The sequence below is a fragment of the Agromyces cavernae genome, assembly GCF_021044935.1.
Classification (GTDB): Bacteria; Actinomycetota; Actinomycetes; order Actinomycetales; family Microbacteriaceae; genus Agromyces; species Agromyces cavernae.
Genome location: NZ_JAJNMP010000002.1, coordinates 395,808 through 414,401, shown reverse-complemented (window position 1 = coordinate 414,401; position 18,594 = coordinate 395,808). Strand labels below are relative to the sequence as shown.

18 protein-coding genes and 2 tRNA genes are annotated in these 18,594 nt (G+C 69.3%); 18 read left to right on the top strand and 2 right to left on the bottom strand.

The window, feature by feature from the left end:
* Positions 1-23 precede the first annotated feature (23 nt).
* The 5 genes from LQ757_RS08045 to ndk all read left to right on the top strand — a co-directional run bounded on the left by LQ757_RS08045 (position 24) and on the right by ndk (position 6,244).
* Positions 24-419 (top strand): GntR family transcriptional regulator, encoded by a 396-nt coding sequence (locus LQ757_RS08045; RefSeq protein ID WP_231046702.1) that lies wholly within the window; start codon positions 24-26, stop codon positions 417-419.
* A gap of 251 nt (positions 420-670) precedes the next feature.
* A complete protein-coding gene (gene ileS, locus LQ757_RS08040; protein WP_231046701.1) occupies positions 671-4,009 on the top strand; it encodes an isoleucine--tRNA ligase in 3,339 nt (1,112 codons plus the stop codon).
* A complete protein-coding gene (locus LQ757_RS08035) occupies positions 4,006-5,370 on the top strand; it encodes a bifunctional folylpolyglutamate synthase/dihydrofolate synthase (RefSeq protein WP_231046700.1) in 1,365 nt (454 codons plus the stop codon). The genes ileS and LQ757_RS08035 overlap by 4 nt, the downstream gene beginning before the upstream one ends.
* Positions 5,370-5,825: a DUF4233 domain-containing protein gene (locus tag LQ757_RS08030; RefSeq protein WP_231046699.1), complete on the top strand. Its 456-nt coding sequence runs from the start codon at positions 5,370-5,372 to the stop codon at positions 5,823-5,825. The genes LQ757_RS08035 and LQ757_RS08030 overlap by 1 nt, the downstream gene beginning before the upstream one ends.
* Complete coding sequence (gene ndk, locus LQ757_RS08025) at positions 5,822-6,244, top strand: nucleoside-diphosphate kinase (protein WP_231046698.1); 423 nt, start codon at positions 5,822-5,824, stop codon at positions 6,242-6,244. Before LQ757_RS08030 ends, ndk begins: the two co-directional genes overlap by 4 nt.
* Positions 6,245-6,392: 148 nt before the next feature.
* On the opposite strand, the gene LQ757_RS08020 is transcribed toward ndk, so the two are convergent.
* Complete coding sequence (locus tag LQ757_RS08020; RefSeq protein WP_231046697.1) at positions 6,393-7,013, bottom strand: vitamin K epoxide reductase family protein; 621 nt, start codon at positions 7,011-7,013, stop codon at positions 6,393-6,395.
* A 275-nt stretch (positions 7,014-7,288) separates the two neighbouring features.
* Here LQ757_RS08020 and LQ757_RS08015 point away from each other — a divergent pair, with 275 nt between their 5' ends.
* The gene (locus LQ757_RS08015) at positions 7,289-9,910 is read left to right on the top strand and encodes an Rne/Rng family ribonuclease (RefSeq protein WP_231046696.1); all 2,622 of its coding nucleotides are present in this window, start codon (positions 7,289-7,291) and stop codon (positions 9,908-9,910) included.
* Here LQ757_RS08015 and LQ757_RS08010 read toward each other — a convergent pair.
* A complete protein-coding gene (locus LQ757_RS08010; protein ID WP_231046695.1) occupies positions 9,902-10,195 on the bottom strand; it encodes a DUF4031 domain-containing protein in 294 nt (97 codons plus the stop codon). The two genes, LQ757_RS08015 and LQ757_RS08010, sit on opposite strands and share 9 nt — an antisense overlap.
* Before the next feature lie 236 nt (positions 10,196-10,431).
* On the opposite strand from LQ757_RS08010, the gene rplU reads away from it, so the two are divergent.
* From rplU to LQ757_RS07955, 12 genes are all read left to right on the top strand, one after another.
* Positions 10,432-10,740 carry a 50S ribosomal protein L21 gene (gene rplU / locus LQ757_RS08005; protein ID WP_231046694.1) on the top strand — a complete coding sequence of 103 codons (309 nt, stop codon included), beginning with the start codon at positions 10,432-10,434 and terminating at the stop codon, positions 10,738-10,740.
* A gap of 27 nt (positions 10,741-10,767) precedes the next feature.
* Positions 10,768-11,025: a 50S ribosomal protein L27 gene (rpmA, locus tag LQ757_RS08000; protein WP_130352862.1), complete on the top strand. Its 258-nt coding sequence runs from the start codon at positions 10,768-10,770 to the stop codon at positions 11,023-11,025.
* A 72-nt stretch (positions 11,026-11,097) separates the two neighbouring features.
* A complete protein-coding gene (obgE, locus tag LQ757_RS07995) occupies positions 11,098-12,678 on the top strand; it encodes a GTPase ObgE (protein WP_231046693.1) in 1,581 nt (526 codons plus the stop codon).
* On the top strand, positions 12,675-13,457 hold the full coding sequence (gene proB / locus LQ757_RS07990) for a glutamate 5-kinase (protein WP_231046692.1): 783 nt from the start codon (positions 12,675-12,677) through the stop codon (positions 13,455-13,457). The genes obgE and proB overlap by 4 nt, the downstream gene beginning before the upstream one ends.
* A 50-nt stretch (positions 13,458-13,507) precedes the next feature.
* Complete coding sequence (locus LQ757_RS07985; protein ID WP_231046691.1) at positions 13,508-14,776, top strand: glutamate-5-semialdehyde dehydrogenase; 1,269 nt, start codon at positions 13,508-13,510, stop codon at positions 14,774-14,776.
* A 51-nt stretch (positions 14,777-14,827) separates the two neighbouring features.
* Positions 14,828-15,049, top strand: coding sequence for a hypothetical protein (locus LQ757_RS07980; protein WP_231046690.1), 222 nt, complete (start codon positions 14,828-14,830; stop codon positions 15,047-15,049).
* A 16-nt stretch (positions 15,050-15,065) separates the two neighbouring features.
* Positions 15,066-15,665 (top strand): nicotinate-nucleotide adenylyltransferase, encoded by a 600-nt coding sequence (gene nadD, locus LQ757_RS07975; protein WP_231046689.1) that lies wholly within the window; start codon positions 15,066-15,068, stop codon positions 15,663-15,665.
* Positions 15,662-16,846: a hypothetical protein gene (locus tag LQ757_RS07970; RefSeq protein ID WP_231046688.1), complete on the top strand. Its 1,185-nt coding sequence runs from the start codon at positions 15,662-15,664 to the stop codon at positions 16,844-16,846. Before nadD ends, LQ757_RS07970 begins: the two co-directional genes overlap by 4 nt.
* A gap of 44 nt (positions 16,847-16,890) precedes the next feature.
* The gene (gene rsfS, locus LQ757_RS07965) at positions 16,891-17,253 is read left to right on the top strand and encodes a ribosome silencing factor (protein ID WP_231046687.1); all 363 of its coding nucleotides are present in this window, start codon (positions 16,891-16,893) and stop codon (positions 17,251-17,253) included.
* A gap of 92 nt (positions 17,254-17,345) precedes the next feature.
* Positions 17,346-17,421: transfer RNA gene (locus tag LQ757_RS07960), tRNA-Ala, on the top strand.
* Between the two features lie 162 nt (positions 17,422-17,583).
* Positions 17,584-17,790, top strand: a complete 207-nt coding sequence (locus tag LQ757_RS19530) for a helix-turn-helix transcriptional regulator (RefSeq protein ID WP_372459640.1) — start codon at positions 17,584-17,586, stop codon at positions 17,788-17,790.
* Positions 17,791-18,209: 419 nt separating this feature from the next.
* Positions 18,210-18,283 (top strand) — tRNA-Met (locus LQ757_RS07955).
* Positions 18,284-18,594 lie beyond the last annotated feature (311 nt).

Sequence of the window (18,594 nt, the reverse complement as noted above, 5' to 3'; positions counted from 1 at the left end):
ACATAGAAGAATAGAATTTCAGAGTGCTCATCCGCATCGATCCGACGCTCGCGACCCCGCTCTACGAGCAGTTGGTCTCGGGCATACGCGCGTCGATCGTCGACGGTCGGCTGTCGGGCGGTGAGCGGCTGCCTGCCGCCCGAGAGCTCGCGGCCGCGCTCGATCTCAACGTGCACACCGTGCTGCGCGCCTATCACGTGCTGCGCGACGAGCGGCTCATCGAACTGCACCGCGGGCGCGGCGCCGTCGTGGCCGTCCGCATCGGGGGGCACGCCGCGCTCGCCGGGGCGATCCACGACCTCGTCGACGAGGCGAAGTCGCACGACGTGTCCGAGGGCGCGCTCCTCGCGCTCATCCACGAGGCCTATCGGTGGACGCCGCAGGCGACCGGAGTGCAGCGCCCGATGCCGACCCGGTGATCGCGCGTCGTTCGCATCGACCCGATACACTCGTGGGAACGACATCGAACCGGCCATCACCGGGGAGTCTTCGGAAGAACGGCGAACGCCCAGTAGAACCGAACGGGTCAGGCCCGTCACAGCCTAAGAACAAGCGGTGCAGCGATCCCGAGCGAGTCGACGGATCGAGGCGCAAGCGGGGTGGTACCGCGGCTGAACTCGTCGAGTCGGCCGTCCTCGTGGATCAGGCAAGTCCATCCAGGAGGAGAACGTTGTACCCCAAGGGCCAGGATGCAGAGTCCGCCGCCTCCGGCGTCGCGCCATCGCCGAGCTTCCCCGCCATCGAGCGCGAGGTGCTCGCGTTCTGGAACGCCGACGGCACCTTCCAGGCATCGATCGACCAGCGGCGGGGCGCGCCCGAATGGGTCTTCAACGACGGCCCGCCCTTCGCCAACGGGCTGCCGCACTACGGCCACCTGCTGACCGGGTACGCCAAAGACGTCTTCCCGCGCTTCCAGACCATGCGCGGCCGGCAGGTGCACCGCCGCTTCGGATGGGACACGCACGGACTCCCCGCCGAGCTCGAGGCCGAGCGCCAGCTCGGCATCACCGACAAGAGCGAGATCGAGGAGATGGGCATCGCGGCCTTCAACGAGGCCGCGCGCACCGCGGTGCTGCGCTACACGAAGGAGTGGCAGGACTACGTCACCCGGCAGGCGCGCTGGGTCGACTTCGAGAACGACTACAAGACGCTCGACGTCACGTTCATGGAGTCGGTGATCTGGGCGTTCAAGACCCTGCACGACAAGGGTCTCGCCTATGAGGGCTACCGCGTGCTGCCGTATTGCTGGCGCGACCAGACGCCGCTGTCGAACCACGAGCTGCGAATGGACGACGACGTCTACAAGGACGTGCAGGACCAGACCGTGACGGTGACCTTCCCGCTCACCGGCGCCAAGGCGGAGTCGCTGGGCCTCACCGCCGTGCGCGCTCTGGCGTGGACCACGACCCCGTGGACGCTGCCCACGAACTTCGCCCTCGCGGTCGGTCCAGACATCGAGTACGCCGTCGTTCCCGCCGGGCCGAACGGCACCCCCGACGCAACCGTGCTTCGCGAGAAGGCCGGCGACGGGGCATCCGACACCGAGGTGCTCGGCGGCGAGTACCTGCTCGCCGCCGACCTCGTCGGCAACTACGCGAAGGAACTCGGCTACGACGACGCCGACACCGCCCGCGCGGCGATCTCGCGCACCGTGCGCGGTGCCGATCTCGACGGCGTCACCTACGACCGCCTCTTCGACTACTACGCCGACGTCGAGGCCTACGGGGTGCAGCACGCGTGGCGCATGCTCGTCGCCGACTACGTCACGACCGAAGACGGCACGGGCATCGTGCACCAGGCACCCGCGTACGGCGAGGAGGACCAGAAGATCGGCGAGGCGGCCGGCATCCCGGTCATCATCTCGCTCGACGAGGGCGGCAGGTTCCTGCCTGCCGTGACCGATGTCGCGGGAATGCTCTGGAGCGACGCCAACAGGCCGCTCATCCGGCTGCTGAAGGCCGAGGGGCGGCTGCTCCGCGAGGCGAGCTACGTGCACTCGTACCCGCACTGCTGGCGGTGCCGCAACCCGCTCATCTACAAGGCGGTCTCGAGCTGGTTCATCCGCGTCTCCGAGTTCCGCGACCGCATGGGCGACCTCAACCAGGAGGTCACCTGGGTGCCCGAGAACGTCAAGGAGGGCCAGTTCGGCAAGTGGGTCGCCGGCGCGCGCGACTGGTCGATCAGCCGCAACCGCTACTTCGGCTCGCCGATCCCCGTGTGGAAGAGCGACGACCCGGCACACCCACGCGTCGACGTCTACGGGTCGCTCGCCGACCTCGAGCGCGACTTCGGCACGCTGCCGCGCAACCCCGACGGCGAGCCAGACCTGCACCGGCCCTACATCGACGACCTCACGCGGCCGAACCCCGATGACCCCACCGGTCGTTCGACGATGCGGCGAATCCCAGACGTCTTCGACGTGTGGTTCGACTCGGGGTCGATGCCGTTCGCCCAGGTGCACTACCCGTTCGAGAACCAGGAGTGGTTCGACACCCGCCAGCCCGCCGACTTCATCGTCGAGTACATCGGGCAGACACGCGGCTGGTTCTACGTCATGCACGTCCTGTCCACGGCGCTCTTCGACCGGGTGGCGTTCAAGAACGTCGTGAGCCACGGCATCGTGCTGGGCAGCGACGGCCAGAAGATGTCGAAGTCGCTGCGCAACTACCCCGACGTGAACGAGGTCTTCGACCGCGACGGCTCCGACGCGATGCGCTGGTTCCTGATGTCGAGCCCCGTGCTCCGCGGCGGAAACCTCGTCGTCACCGAAGAGGGCATCCGCGAGGGCGTGCGCCAGTTCATGCTGCCGCTCTGGAGCACCTGGTACTTCTTCTCTCTGTATGCGAACACCGCGCGCCGGTCGACCGACCCGGCGACCACGGGGTACGAGGCTCAGCGGCGCACCGACTCGACCGACGTGCTCGACCGCTACCTGCTGGCGAAGCTGCGCGATCTCGTGACCCGCGTCACCGAAGATCTCGAGGACTTCGACACGACCCTCGCCGCGCAGAAGCTGCGCGACTTCGGCGACGTGCTCACGAACTGGTACGTCCGTCGTTCGCGCGATCGGTTCTGGGCGGGCGTCGACGCCGACGGCAACGGCCGCGAGGCGTTCGACACGCTGTTCACCGTGCTCGAGACGCTGACCCGCCTCTCGGCTCCGCTGCTGCCCCTCATGTCCGAGCAGGTGTGGCGCGGGCTCACGGGCGGCCGCAGCGTGCACCTGGCCGATTGGCCCGATGCCGACGAGTTCCCGGCCGACGATGCGCTCGTCGCCGCCATGGACGCGGTGCGCGAGATCAGCGGCGCGGCCCTCGCCCTGCGCAAGCAGGCGGGCCGCCGGGTGCGGCTGCCGCTCGCGAGCCTCACGATCGTCACGACGGATGCCGCGGGCCTCGCTCCGTTCGAAGCGATCCTGCGTGACGAGCTCAACGTGAAGTCCGTCGACCTCGTCTCGCTCGACGGGTCGAGCGCAGAGGCGTACGGGGTCACCAAGCGCTTGAGCGTCAACGCCCGGGCGGCGGGGCCGAGGCTCGGCAAGTCGGTGCAGCAGGCGATCCAGGCGGCGAGGGCCGGTGACTGGTCGCTCGACGGCGACTCCGTCGTCGCGGGCGGCATCGCGCTCGAGCCGGGGGAGTACGACCTCGTGCTCGAAGCCGGTGGCTCGGGCGACGGGCAGAGCGCCCTCGCGTTGCTCGCCGACGGCGGATTCGTCATCCTCGACACGGCGACGACGGCCGACCTCGAGGCCGAGGGCAGGGCGCGCGACATCGTGCGCGCCGTGCAGGACGCGCGCAAGGCCGCCGGGCTCGAGGTCGGCGACCGCATCCGGCTCAGGCTGTCGCTCGACGACGAGAGCCGTGCGTCGGCCGAGGGGCATCGCGAGCTGATCTCGGGTGAGACGCTCGCGACGACACTCGAACTCGCCGAGCTCGACGCGGTGACCGGGTCGGGAATACAGCCGCTCGCAGGGGGCACGACACTGATCATCGGATTGGAGAAGGCGTGAACGACGAGATCGACCACGACGCCCGCGCCGCCGCCGACGCGGTGTTCGCGGCGCTGCTCGCACGCGTGGGCGAGGGCTCGCCCCGTCCCCGGCTGGCACCGACCCGCCGAACCGTCGAGCTGCTCGGCGACCCGCACCGCGCGGCGCCGGTGATCCACATCACCGGCACGAACGGCAAGACCTCGACGAGTCGCATGATCGAGAGCCTGCTGCGCGCGTCGGGCCTGCGCACCGGACTGCTCACGAGTCCGCACCTCGAGCGCTTCACCGAGCGCATCCGCATCGACGGGGAACCCATCGACGACGAGGCCGTGGCTCGCAACTGGGAGGAGATCCTCCCCTTCATCGCGATCGTCGACGTCGAGCTCGAACAGGCCGGCGAGGCACCGCTCACCTTCTTCGAGGTGCTCACCGCGCTCGCCTTCGCGTGCTTCGCCGACGCGCCGGTCGACGTCGTCGTGCTCGAGGTCGGCATGGGCGGCGAATGGGACTCGACGAACGTCGCCGATGGGCAGGTCGCGGTGTTCACCCCGATCGCGCTCGACCACGAGGGCCGGCTCGGCTCGACCATCGAGGCGATCGCGCGCACGAAGTCGGGCATCATCAAGCCGGCGGCCTCCGTCGTGACGGCCATCCAGCCCGATGAGGCGCTCGCGGTCCTCGAGCAGGCGGCCGACCTGACCGAGTCGACGCTCGCGGTCGAGGGAGACGCGTTCGCGGTCGTCGACTCAACGGTCGCCGTCGGCGGCCAGCTCGTGACGATCCGCGGTCTCGCGGGTGAGTACGCCGACCTCCAGCTGCCGCTCTTCGGACGGCACCAGGCCGAGAACGCCGCCGTCGCGGTGGCCGCGGTCGAGGCATTCATCGGCGGCGGATCGGTGCGCCTCGCCGACTCCGTCGTCGCGCAGGGCCTCGCTGCGGCGACGTCGCCCGGTCGCCTGCAGGTCGTCGGTGCCGAACCGACGATCATCGTCGATGCGGCCCACAACCCGCACGGCGCAGCTGCGCTCATCGCCGGGCTCGAGGAGTACTTCGACTTCGACGAGGTGGCGTTCGTCTTCGGCGTCCTCGCCGACAAGGACGTCGCCGGCATCGTCGACGCGCTCGCCCGCCGCGCGGGCCCGTTCGTGGTGACCGCCCCCGAGAGCGACCGTGCGGTGCCTGCCGAGCAGCTCGGCGCCTTCGTCGCCGATCGCATCGGCGCCGACCGCGTGAGTGTCGCGCCCCGTCTCGACGACGCGCTCGACGAGGCCCGCGCCTGGGCGGCGGAAGCCCCCAAGCGCGCAGTAGTCGTGGCCGGTTCGATCGCGCTCGTCGGCGAGGCCATGATCATCGCCGACGACCGGGAATGGGGGCGCTGATGACCGCGCCGGAACCGTCCGAACCGACACCCGAGACACCCGACGATGCGACGGCGCAGCAGGCACGTCCGGCACGCCCGGCGCGATCCCTGCGACAGAGCCTCGCCGCGGTCATCCTCGCGTGCGAGGCGCTCATCGTGTTCCTCGCCGCCCTCGTGATCTGGGGCCTCGCCCAGGGCGAGCCGGCAGGCGTGCTGCCGTCGTGGGTCGCCCTCGCGGCAGGCGGCGTCATCATCGTGGCCCTGATCGTGACGATCGGGCTGCTGCGCCACCGGTGGGCGTACGCGCTCGGCTGGACGCTGCAGCTGCTGATCCTCGCGTCAGGCTTCCTCAACCCGGCGATGTTCGTCGTCGGGGTGATCTTCGGCGGCATGTGGTGGTATGCCATGGTCGTCGGGGCCCGCATCGACCGACAGCACGCGGCAGACGCCGCGGCAGGGAAGGAACAGCAATGACCAGTGCGATCGAAGAGACCCTCGTGCTCGTGAAGCCCGACGGGGTCGCCCGCAACCTCAGCGGAGAGATCCTGCGCCGAATCGAGGCCAAGGGCTATTCGCTCGTCGACATCCGGCTCGTGCAGGCCGACCGCGAGCTGCTCGCGAAGCACTACGCCGAGCACGAGGGCAAGCCCTTCTACGAGCCGCTCATCGAGTTCATGCAGTCGGGTCCGTCGGTCGCCATCCGGGTCGCGGGCAACCGCGTCATCGAGGGCTTCCGCGTGCTCGCCGGCACGACCGACCCGACGACGGCGGCCCCCGGCACGATCCGCGGGGACTTCGGCCGCGACTGGGGCCTCAAGGTGCAGCAGAACCTCGTGCACGGCTCCGACTCCGCCGAGTCGGCCGAGCGCGAGCTCGCGCTCTGGTTCGCCTGAGATCAGTGGGTTGAGGAGGGAGCGCAAGCGACCGTCTCGAAACCGGAGCGCAACGCGTTCTCCGGGTTTCGGGACGCTGGTCTCGAGACGGCGCTGCGCGCCTCCTCGACCCGCCGCCTTCGTCGCTCCTCAGCCCGCGTGAGCTGGATCAGAGGTTCTGCAGGTCGATCAGCACCCGCGGGATCGCGTTCATCTGCGCCTGCGCGAGCAGCACGACCACCGCATAGCTGACGATCGTGATCAGCGGCACCCATGCGAACCAAGCTCCGGCGAGGCGTCGTACACGTGCCGGTACGGGAATATTGCCTTCGCGAAGGTTGTACAGCGTGACCGCCCAGAATGTCGGGATGGTGACCGCCCACGTGAGCATGCACCACGGGCACAGCACGTCGAGCACGTAGATGCTCTGCGCGATGAGCCAGCCGACGAAGACGAGTGCGCCGGCGACGCCGAGGTTGAACCCGACCCAGAACCAGCGCGGGAATCGCACACCGCCGAGCAGTGCGACGCCGATCGTGATCACGACGGGCCAGGCCATCAGGCCGATGAACGGGTTCGGGAACCCGAACACCGAGCCCTGCGCCGATCCGAGGTTGACACCGCACCCGACGAGCACGCCGACATCGCAGGACGGCACGTGCCCCGGCTCGCTCAGCACGAGCACCTTCTCGAGCGCGAGTTCGAAGGCGGCGAGGAGGCCGAGCGCCCCCGCGACGATCAGGAACACGGCGAACGCGAGGGGCCGGGAACGTCGGGAGGGGTCGGGCATGCTCCGTATTCTGGCATGCCGGTTCCACCGTCTCCCGTGAGAGCATGCGATAATCGAGGGAGTCGTCCGGGCCGCGCCCGGCGCGACACCGACGAAGGCTTCGAGGATGCACCGCATCCGCAGTGGGCGGGAACGAACCCGCAAGACGTGGCGACACAGGCAACCTGCCGGTCGCAGTGATGAAGGATTGGCGGGGCTGCGCATGGCGCAGCACCGCTCGAGAGAGTACGGAACGACGGCGCGGCCGTCGCAACCGGCGTAGGAGTGCACCAGAGATGGTGGAAGGCAACGAGAAGAACACGAACGAACCCGACTCGCGCGGAAACGCTCCGAGGCGACGCGGTGGCCTCTTCGGGTCACGGCGAGGGCGCGGCAAGTCCGTCGAGACGCCTCCGGCCGAGCCGCAGCCCGTCATCGAGGCGGATGTCCCGACTCGCGAATCGGCGGCGCACGAGGCCGCCGCGGACGAGGGGCGCAGCGGCTCCGAGCAGATCGCCCCGGTCGATGAGCAGGTGCAGGCCGAGGCATCCGAAACGGAGCCGTCCGACGAACCTGCCGTGACCGAAGATGCCGGCGCAGTCGTCGCCGACGACGCTGCGGCGCCGGTCTCGCCGATCCCGACCATGCTGACGACCACGTCGCTGATCTTCCACGCTCCGCCCGTGCTCGTCCCGGCCGAAAGGCCCGAGCGCGCCGATCGCGGCGAGCCTGCGCCCGACGAGTCGTCGAGCGTGCGCCGCCGCACCCGTCGCCGCAGCGGCGAAGAGGGTCGCCCCGCCGCAGACGAGCCCGCCAACAACGTCGTCAAGGTGCGCAAGCCCCGCGAGCCCGAGCTCATCACCGAGCCGCAGAAGGTCAAGGGCTCGACGCGCCTCGAGGCGAAGAAGCAGCGCCGGCGTGACGGCCGAGACGCCGGTCGCCGGCGCGCAGTGATCACCGAGGCCGAGTTCCTGGCGCGCCGCGAGTCGGTCGACCGCTCGATGGTCGTGCGCGAGAAGGGCGGCCGCATCCAGATCGGCGTGCTCGAGGACGGCGTGCTCGTCGAGCACTACGTCGCCCGCAACCAAGACGCATCCCTCATCGGGAATGTGTACCTCGGCCGTGTGCAGAACGTCCTCCCGTCGATGGAGGCCGCCTTCGTCGACATCGGCCGAGGCCGCAACGCGGTGCTCTACTCGGGCGAGGTCGACTGGGACGCCGCCGCCGAGAACGGCGAGAAGAACCAGCCCCGCCGCATCGAACTGGCGCTCAAGCCCGGCGACCGAGTGCTCGTGCAGGTCACGAAGGACCCGGTGGGCCACAAGGGTGCGCGCCTCACGAGCCAGGTCTCACTGCCCGGCCGCTACCTCGTGTACGTGCCGAACGGATCGATGAACGGCATCAGCCGCAAGCTGCCCGACACCGAGCGTGCGCGTCTCAAGAAGATCCTCAAAGAGGTGCTCCCCGAGAACCAGGGCGTCATCGTGCGCACAGCGGCCGAGGGTGCGACCGAAGAACAGCTGACGCTCGACGTCAACCGTCTCATCGCGCAGTGGGCCGACGTGCAGTCGACCCTCGAGAAGGTGCAGGCGCCGGCGCTGCTGCACTCCGAGCCCGACCTCCTCATCAAGATCGTGCGCGACGTCTTCAACGAGGACTTCCAGAAGATGGTCATCGAGGGCGACGGTGCGCGCCAGACCATCGAGAAGTACCTTCGCGCCGTGGCGCCCGACCTGCTCGATCGGGTCGAGGCCTACGCGGGCGAGCGCGACTCGTTCGACGAGTTCCGCATCAGCGAGCAGATCGAGAAGGCGCTCGACCGCAAGGTGTGGCTGCCCTCGGGCGGCTCGCTCGTCATCGACCGCACCGAGGCGATGACCGTCGTCGACGTGAACACCGGCAAGTTCGTCGGCTCGGGCGGCAACCTCGAAGAGACCGTCACCAAGAACAACCTCGAGGCGGCAGAAGAGATCGTCCGCCAGCTGCGCCTGCGCGACATCGGCGGCATCATCGTCGTCGACTTCATCGACATGGTGCTCGAGTCCAACCGCGACCTCGTGCTGCGCCGCCTCGTCGAGTGCCTTTCGCGGGATCGCACCAAGCACCAGGTCGCCGAGGTCACGTCACTCGGCCTCGTGCAGATGACCCGCAAGAAGCTCGGTCTCGGCCTGCTCGAGACCTTCAGCGAGCCCTGCGAGGTCTGCGCAGGCCGCGGCATCATCGTGCACCACGAGCCCATCCTGAAGCACCGCGCTCCGCAGCAGCCCGAGCGCCGCCGTGGCCGTGGCGGCAGCCAGCAGCAGTCGCAGCCTGCAGCGTCGACCGCGCCGCACACGGGCACGCACGCGATCACCGAAGACGTGAAGCACGCGCTCGCACAGATCGCCGCTTCGACGATTCCGCACGGCGAGCCGAAGGCCGAGACGGCAGATGCCCCTGCTGCGGCGTCGAGCGAAACCGCGGCATCGACCGCGCCCGAGCAGAAGCCGGTCGAGTCGACCGGGGGCCGTCGACGCGGTCGTCACCGTCGGGTGACGCAGGAGCAGGGTGCCGGTGAGACGGTCTCGAGCCCGACCGAAACGCCCGCTGCGCCGCGTGCCGACGCACCGGCCGAGCCCGACGCATCCGTCCACGTGCCCGCTGCCGAGCCTTCGCCTGCCGAGCCGGGCGTCTCCGACGTGCCCATCATCGACCTGCCCGCACCCGCCGTCGACCGCAAGCGGCCGGCACGGGTGCCCGAGGCCGAGGTGCTCCTCGACTCGGTGCTCGACGCGCTTCCCGCGCCGAAGAAGGCCGGCGAGGGTCGCGCCCGCAGCCGTCGGGTGTCGACCGGGGCGCTGAGCGGCGGCAGTGCCGTCCCCGTCATCACCCGAGCCGACGGCGACCGCGCCGACGAGGCATCCGACCGCTCAGAGTGACGCGTCGCGCCCATTGCGCGCGCGTCGCTCTCGCGGGGTCACCCGAAGGCCGCTACGGCGAAGGCGCACGATGAGCTCGCGCGGCGAGACCGCTTCGGCGCCCGCGGCGATGAGTTCGTCGTACCGTTCGATCGGGACGTCGTAGTGGTCGAGGTCGAACGCGCGCGGGGGCACGTCCATGCGCCGCGCGAACGCGTGCAGCTCATCGACCGAGACGTCGCTCACGAGGTGCGACCACACGGTGCCGTGCTTGGGCCAGAGCGGCGTGTCGATGAGCACCGTCATGCCGCGATCCTACGCGGGGCGCGCGCGACTCGCCGGGGTGACGCGCGTTTGCACGGCCCCGGGTCATCCGGTAAACTCGACCGTTGGTGCCGCCGCTTATCCCGGCGCGCCCGTCTGCAGACGTTCTGCAACACAGTTTTCTGGCAGTGACGACCCTCCTTCCCGCTGGGGTCCCGCGCAGTGACACCCCATCAGACAGTCGGAACCGCCAGGTTCCCCAGAGATAGGTACGAGTAGTGGTTTACGCAGTAGTGCGCGCCGGCGGTCGGCAGGAGAAGGTCGAAGTCGGCACCATCGTGACGATGGACCGCATCAAGGCTGACAAGGACGGCAAGGTCCAGCTCACCCCGGTGCTCCTCGTCGACGGCGAGAAGATCACCTCCGACGCCAAGTCGCTCGAGAAGGTCACCGTCACGGCTGAGGTCCTCAACGACCTTCGCGGCCCCAAGATCGTGATCCAGAAGTTCAAGAACAAGACCGGCTACAAGAAGCGCCAGGGCCACCGTCAGGAGCTCACGCGCGTCAAGATCACCGGCATCAAGTAGCCCAGCGGCCCGCAAGGAGAATCAGACATGGCACACAAAAAGGGAGCGAGCTCCACTCGCAACGGTCGTGACTCGAACGCCCAGCGCCTCGGCGTGAAGCGCTTCGGCGGCCAAGTCGTCAGCGCCGGCGAGATCCTCGTCCGCCAGCGCGGCACGCACTTCCACCCGGGTGCGGGCGTCGGTCGCGGTGGCGACGACACCCTCTTCGCGCTCGAGGCCGGCGCGGTGCAGTTCGGCAACAAGGGCGGCCGCAAGGTCGTCAACATCGTGGCGGCCGGCGAATAGTCGACCGACGGTCTTCGTGAGGGCGGGCTTCGGCTCGCCCTCACGTGTTTTCATCAGAAGGAGGGGTGCGGAATGGTCAGCTTCGTCGACGAGGTGACGCTGTTCCTGCGCGCCGGTCACGGCGGCAACGGGTGCGTCTCGGTCCGTCGTGAGAAGTTCAAGCCGCTCGGCGGGCCCGATGGCGGCAACGGCGGCAACGGCGGTGACATCGTGCTCGTCGCCGACCCCCAGGTCACGACGCTGCTCGGGTATCACGGCCGCCCGCACCGCTCCAGCGACAACGGGCAGCCGGGCATGGGCGACAACCGTTCGGGCGCCATGGCCGAGACCCTCGAGCTTCCCGTGCCGATCGGCACGGTCGTGAAGGACGACGAGGGCAACGAACTCGCCGACCTCACCGAGCCCGGCATGCGATTCGTCGCCGCTGCGGGCGGCCTCGGAGGCCTCGGCAACGCCGCGCTCGCGACCACGAAGCGCAAGGCGCCGGGCTTCGCCCTGCTCGGAACGCTCGGCGACGAGACCGAGGTCACGCTCGAGCTGAAGACCATCGCCGATGTCGCGCTCGTCGGATACCCCTCGGCCGGCAAGTCGAGCCTGATCGCCGCCCTCTCCGCGGCGCGGCCCAAGATCGCCGACTACCCGTTCACGACGCTGCACCCGAACCTCGGCGTCGTGCAGGCAGGCGACCACCGCTTCACCGTCGCCGACGTACCGGGCCTCATCGAGGGCGCCAGTGAGGGCAAGGGGCTCGGACTCGAGTTCCTGCGCCATGTCGAGCGCTGCTCGGCCCTGCTGCACGTCGTCGACTGCGCGACGCTCGAGCCTGGGCGCGACCCGGTCACCGACCTCGACGTCATCCTCGCCGAGCTCGCCGCCTATCCCGTGCCCGAGGGGCAGCTGCCGCTGCTCGAACGCCCGCAGCTCATCGCCCTCAACAAGATCGACGTGCCCGAGGCGCGTGAGCTCGCCGACTTCGTGCGCGGCGAGTTCGAGGCGCGCGGCTACCGCGTGTTCGAGATCTCGACCGTGAGCCACGAAGGCCTGCGTCAGCTCGGATTCGCGCTGGGTGAACTGGTCGACCAGGCACGGGCGGATGCCGCTGCCGAGCCCGTCGCCGAACGCATCGTCATTCGCCCGAGGTTCGTCAACGACCCCGGATTCACCGTGCGCGCCGAGGGTGGCAGCTACGGCACGCTCTACCGGGTGCTCGGCAAGAAGCCCGAGCGATGGGTTCAGCAGACCGACTTCACCAATGACGAGGCGGTGGGCTTCCTCGCCGACCGGCTCGCGAAGCTCGGCGTCGAAGACGAACTCGTGCGCGCGGGTGCCGTCGCAGGATCGACCGTCGTCATCGGCAAGGGCTCTGGCGTCGTCTTCGACTGGGAGCCGACGCTGACTTCGACCGCCGAGCTCATCACCGCGCCGCGCGGCACTGACGTGAGGCTCGACGAGAACCGTCGCGCAACGCGCGCCGAGCGCAAGAGCGAGTACCACGAGCGCATGGACGCGAAGGCCGAGGCACGGGCCGAGCTGCAGCGCGAGCGCGAGGCGGGGCTGTGGGCGGACGAGCCCGCGATGTCCGACTCCGCCACCGATGCCGATGCTCCGGTCGAGACCGGTTCGGAGGACGCGACGGGCGAGGGCGAACGGTGACTCCGCGCTCCCGCGCCGAGATCCCCACGGCTCGCCGCATCGTCGTGAAGGTCGGCTCGTCGTCGATCAGCGGCGAGAACGCCGACCAGATCGCCCCGCTCGTCGACGCGCTCGCCACGGCGCACGCGCGCGGCGCCGAGGTCGTGCTCGTCTCGTCGGGTGCCATCGCCACGGCGATCCCGTTCCTCAGCCTCGGCGGGCGACCCACCGACCTCGCCACGCAGCAGGCCGCGGCGGCGGTCGGGCAGAACGTGCTGATGTGGCGCTACCAGACGAGCCTCGACCGATATGGGGTGCTCGCCGGCCAGGTGCTGCTGACCGCGGGCGACCTCGAGCACGAGACGCCTCGGCTGAACGCCCAGCGTGCGATGGATCGGTTGCTCGCGCTGCGGATCCTGCCGATCGTGAACGAGAACGACACGGTCGCCACCCACGAGATCCGATTCGGAGACAACGACCGGCTGGCGGCCCTCGTCGCCGAGCTCATCGGCGCCGACCTGCTCGTGCTGCTCTCCGACGTCGACGCGATGTACACGAGACCGCCGCACCTCGAAGGAGCCGAGCGCATCGCGCACGTGCCCTACGGTGATGAGCTCGCCGGGGTCGAGATCGGTTCGGTCGGTCGCGCGGGGGTCGGCACCGGGGGAGCCGAGACCAAGGTGTCCGCCGCACGCATCGCGGCCGAGGCCGGCACTGCCGTGCTCATCACCGCCACGACACTCGTCGACGACGCCCTGGCGGGCCGCGAGGTCGGCACCTGGTTCGAACCCGCCCCCTGACCCCTCGTCACACGGCGATCGCACGTCACGGCGCGCCGTAGGCTGGATCCATGGAGCAGACCGCCCTCGACACCACCGTGCTCGACGAACGCCTTGCCGCGGCCAAGCAGGCGTCGTACCGGCTCGCCCGTGCGACGACCGCCGAGAAGGACGCGGCACTCGAGCAGGTCTCGTCACTGCTGCGCGCCCGCGCGACCGACATCGTCGCCGCGAACGAGCTCGATCTCGACGCGGGTCGAGTGTCGGGTCTGGCCGAGGGGCTCCTCGACCGGCTCACGCTCGACGAGCGGCGCATCGCGTCGATCGCCGACGCCGTGCTCGAGGTCATCGGCCTCACCGACCCGATCGGCGAGACGGTCAGCGGCCGCACCCTGCCGAGTGGAGTCCGCATCGATCAGGTGCGCGTGCCGCTCGGGGTCGTCGGCGCGATCTACGAGGCACGTCCGAACGTGACGATCGACATCGCCGTGCTCGCACTGAAGAGCGGCAATGCGGTCGTGCTGCGCGGCGGCAGCGCGGCGGAGCAGACCAACCGGGTGCTCATCGACGTGCTCCGCGGCGCTCTCGACGCCGTCGGGCTTCCGGCCGAGGCCGTGCAGACCGTCGACGACTTCGGCCGCGACGGTGCCCGACACCTGATGCAGGCCCGCGACTACGTCGACGTGCTCATCCCGCGCGGCAGCGCGGGCCTCATCCGCGCGGTCGTCGATGAAGCACGCGTACCCGTCATCGAGACGGGTGCGGGGGTCGTGCACATGTTCCTCGACGAGTCGGCGCCCGAACAGTGGGCGGTCGACCTCGTGCACAACGCCAAGGTGCAGCGGCCGAGTGTCTGCAACGCCCTCGAGACGCTCCTCGTGCACCGCGACGCCGCCGAGCGGCTGCTGCCCTCGGTCATCGACCGGCTCGAGGCATCCGGCGTCACCGTGCACGCCGACGAACGCGTACGCGCGCTGCGACCCGAGGCGCTGCCCGTCACCGACGAGGACTGGGCGACCGAGCACATGAGCCTCGACATCTCGGTCGGCATCGTCGACTCGCTCGACGATGCCCTCGCGCACATCCGGCGGTATTCGACCAAGCACACCGAGTCGATCATCACGAACGACCTCGGCAATGCCGAACGGTTCCTCAACGAGGTCGACGCGGCGGCGGTCATGGTGAACGCCTCGACCCGGTTCACTGACGGCGCCGAGTTCGGCTTCGGTGCCGAAGTGGGCATCTCCACCCAGAAACTGCACGCCCGCGGTCCGATGGGGCTGCCCGAACTCACGAGCACGAAGTGGATCGTGCGCGGCGCCGGGCACGTGCGTGCCTGACCTCGCTAGACTGTCACGAGCGACACCCGCAGGATTCGAAAGGAACGGCGAATGAGCCTCACCACCGCAGCGTTGACCGGAACGGTGCTCACCGAGACGGTGCACGCAAGGCACCTGCCGATGGACTCGTGGCTGTACGGGCTCGTCGCGCTCGTCATCTTCGCCATCCTCGCGTTCGTCGTCGCTTCGTACCGCGACGTCGCCAACCGTCACCACGCCAAGGCCGAGGCCTACGCCGCCCGCCACTCCGGAGACGCACACGGCGGCCATTGAGGCTGGCGATCGCGCGATGACGGGCGAGCCCCGCCGACCACGCATCGGGGTCATGGGCGGCACGTTCGATCCGATCCACCACGGCCACCTGGTCGCGGCGAGCGAGGTCGCGCAGTCGCTCGAGCTCGACGAGGTGATCTTCGTCCCGACTGGGCAGCCGAGTTACAAGACCGTCGTGACGCCGGCCGAGCACCGGTACCTCATGACGGTCATCGCGACGGCGTCGAATCCACGCTTCACGACGAGCCGCGTCGACATCGATCGCCCGAAAGAGACGTTCACGATCGACACGCTCCGCGACATCCGCGATGAGCGTCCCGACGCCGATCTCTTCTTCATCACTGGCGCCGATGCGATCGCGCAGATCCTGGCCTGGAAAGACGTCGACGAGCTCTGGGACCTCGCGCACTTCGTTGCTGTGAGTCGCCCGGGACATGTGCTGTCCGTTTCGGGTTTGCCAGAGCAGGACGTAAGCTTGTTGGAAGTTCCGGCGCTTGCGATCTCGTCGACCGATTGCCGGAGCAGGGTGCGCCGGGGTTTCCCGGTGTGGTACTTGGTGCCCGATGGGGTCGTCCAGTACATCTCCAAGCACCATCTCTACCGGAGTGTCGAATGACGTCGTCGCAGGAACCGCCGCTCACGCGCCGCGAAATGCGTGAACGCGAGCGTCTGCTCGAGCAGCAGACGGGTCCGGCGACCCCAGAACCCGAGGTGCAGGCGGTGCCTGCAGTGCAACCTGCACCGTTCACGCCGCCCGCCCCCGCGAGCCCTCCAGTCCCCGCCAGCACGCCGCCCGCACCGTCGCAGCAGGCCCTCAGCGGCCCGGCGACGGCGCCGACGTTCGCTCCGCCCCGCACGGCCGGCGGATTCCCAGTGCCTCAGGGTTCGCCGTTCGGTGGGGCGCCTTCGGCCCCGGCTCCCGCCCCGCAGTACGATCCGTTCTCACCGCGACCGGTCGCACCTGCCGCCGACCCGACGCCGGCGGCTCCGATCTCGGCGGCGACGCCCGAGCGCACGCTGACCCGTCGCGAACTTCGGGCGATGCTCGACGGCGGTCCGCTCGACGAGTTCGACGACGAGGTCGAGGCGATCGCCCAGCCTCCGGCCGCTCCTCCTGCGCCCACTGCGCACCCGGCGGCTGCGGCTTCGCAGCCGGCTGCTGCGGCAGCGCCTGGTGCACCGATGCCCGCTGCACCGATGCCGGCTGCACCGATGCCCGCTGAACCGATGCCGGCTGCACCGATCTCCTCGTCGCCGGTTGCACCGGGCTCGCCGCAACCCGTCGCGACCCCGCACGCCGCCGATCCTGCGTCCGCGCCGAACGCCGGTCACTGGACATCGCAGCTCAATGTGCCGATCGATGAACCCGAGCCGTTCGACCAGCTGCTCTCGCGTGGAGCGCTCAGCCACGGCGTCCCCACGACGACGAATGCGCTCATCCTCCCGTCCCTGCCCGATCAGGGGCCGCTCGGCAACCAGATCACGAACGCCGGCGAGATCATCGCCACCGGATCGATCGACCTGCCCCGCAGCTATGGGGCCACCGGGGTTCACCCGAGCCAGATCGACTCCTCCGACGTCGACCGTCTGTTCGATCATGTCGAAGACGTCGGCACCGGCGTCGCGCCCGTCGCGGCGACCCGGGCGATCAGCACCCAGGGGGCGTCCCGTGCGATGATCGCCCCGCCCAAGAAGGAGGGCATGAACGTTCCGCTCGTGCTCGCCGTGACCGCCGGCGTGCTCGCGCTCGGCGTCGTCGCCACCCTCGTGATCGGTGCAGTCGCTGGCCTGTTCTGAGCCTCGGCACCGATCGACAGCCAATGCAGACCGGAAATGAGCGTATGACCGCATCCGACCAGGCACTCGAGTCCCTCGCCCTTGCGGCGCGGGCCGCAGACGCGAAGGGCGGCGAAGACCTCGTCGCCCTCGACGTTTCGGGCCCGCTTCCGTTCGCCGACGTGTTCTTCCTCGCCACGGGCAACTCCGAACGCAACGTCGTCGCCATCGCCGATGCCATCGAAGAGGTGCTCGGCCGCGCCGGGCGCCGCGAAGGGCACGATGCGGGCCGTTGGGTGCTCCTCGACTTCGACGATCTCGTCGTGCACGTCTTCCACCGCGAAGAGCGCATGTACTACGGGCTCGAGCGGCTCTGGGCGGACTGCCCGGCGCTCCCGGTCGCACCGCTGTTGGCGACGAGTAGCTGAAGCGACGGGCTTCGCCCGGCTGAGGCGCCCTCGATTTCGTTCGCGGGCACGGGCTGGTGTAAGCTCGTTTCGTTGCCCCGAACGGGGCGCACGGGTCTGTGGCGCAGCTGGTAGCGCACCTGCATGGCATGCAGGGGGTCAGGGGTTCGAGTCCCCTCAGATCCACCAAAAACCCCTGATGAACGGAAGTTCTCAGGGGTTCTTTTCGTTATCTAGGGCACTTGGGGCCTTTTTGGGGCCTTTTTCAGAACGTCCCGCGTCCCACAGCGATCCACAACGGATCACGGCGGACAGCGAACAACCGGGGTCTGTGCCGCACTCCTAAGGAGTATGAGCACATCCGTTCCATTCACCGCTCCGCCGGCTCGATTCATCGAGAGGCTCGGGGACTATCTCACAATCGACGAGCTTGCGGAGTATCTGCAGCTCTCAAAAGAGACGATCTGCCACTGGCATCTCGGGGGCACTGGCCCGAAGGCCACCAAGCTCGGCAAGCACCTCCGCTACAGCCGAACGCGAACGTCGAGGTGTGGCTGAAGTCTCGAACGGACCGACGGTGACCAGCTCGATCGTGCCCATCTCCTCTGACCGAGGGCGCCACTGATGGCACGCAACAAACTCGCGCCAGGCTCGTATGGCGAGATCACGTATCAAGACCTACCCTACGGGCGGGTGCGCCGCGCGCTGCGCTTCCGGCGCCTCGACGGCAGCTACGGCACGCTCCGCGTGCGCGAGGTCCGCGGTCGCCGCGCCGAAGCAACAGACACGACTGTGGCGGCGGCCCCGTTGGGTCGCCGCCACACGCGTGGATGGCTGTTCAGCTCATGTTGTGATCGTTGCGCGACACTGGTCGGCGCCGCTGATCCGAGTCTGCGGCGCTGCAACGCGTGGCAACACGGAGCAGTCGTTCGTCATCGTGGTGTCATCTGGTTGGCGTCGTTCTACGGTTGGGGCATCGCGGCGTACCCAAGCGGCCGAAGGGGACGGACTCATATCCCGTTATTCGCAGGTTCGAATCCTGCCGTCGCGTCGGAGCCCGGCTGCCGACATCCCGATCCGGGCATGACTGGGCGGAAGCTGATGCCTCGCAAGAACGGCGCCGGCGAAAGCTCGTGTGGACATGACCGCTGACGTACGACACGTCGGTGCGCACCGTCGCAACTGCCAGTGACCACTGGTCTGTACGCACGCCCGATTCTCGCGTGCGCGTGCGTGGTCTTCGGGTATCACGGTGGCGTCTTGGATCGTCGTCGCGGATTCGGTGTTACCTCGTTTGACGGTGTCCTACCCCTGGTGACCGACCGTTACCGCGCCTTACACGGAGGGCCGTGCGCACCGATC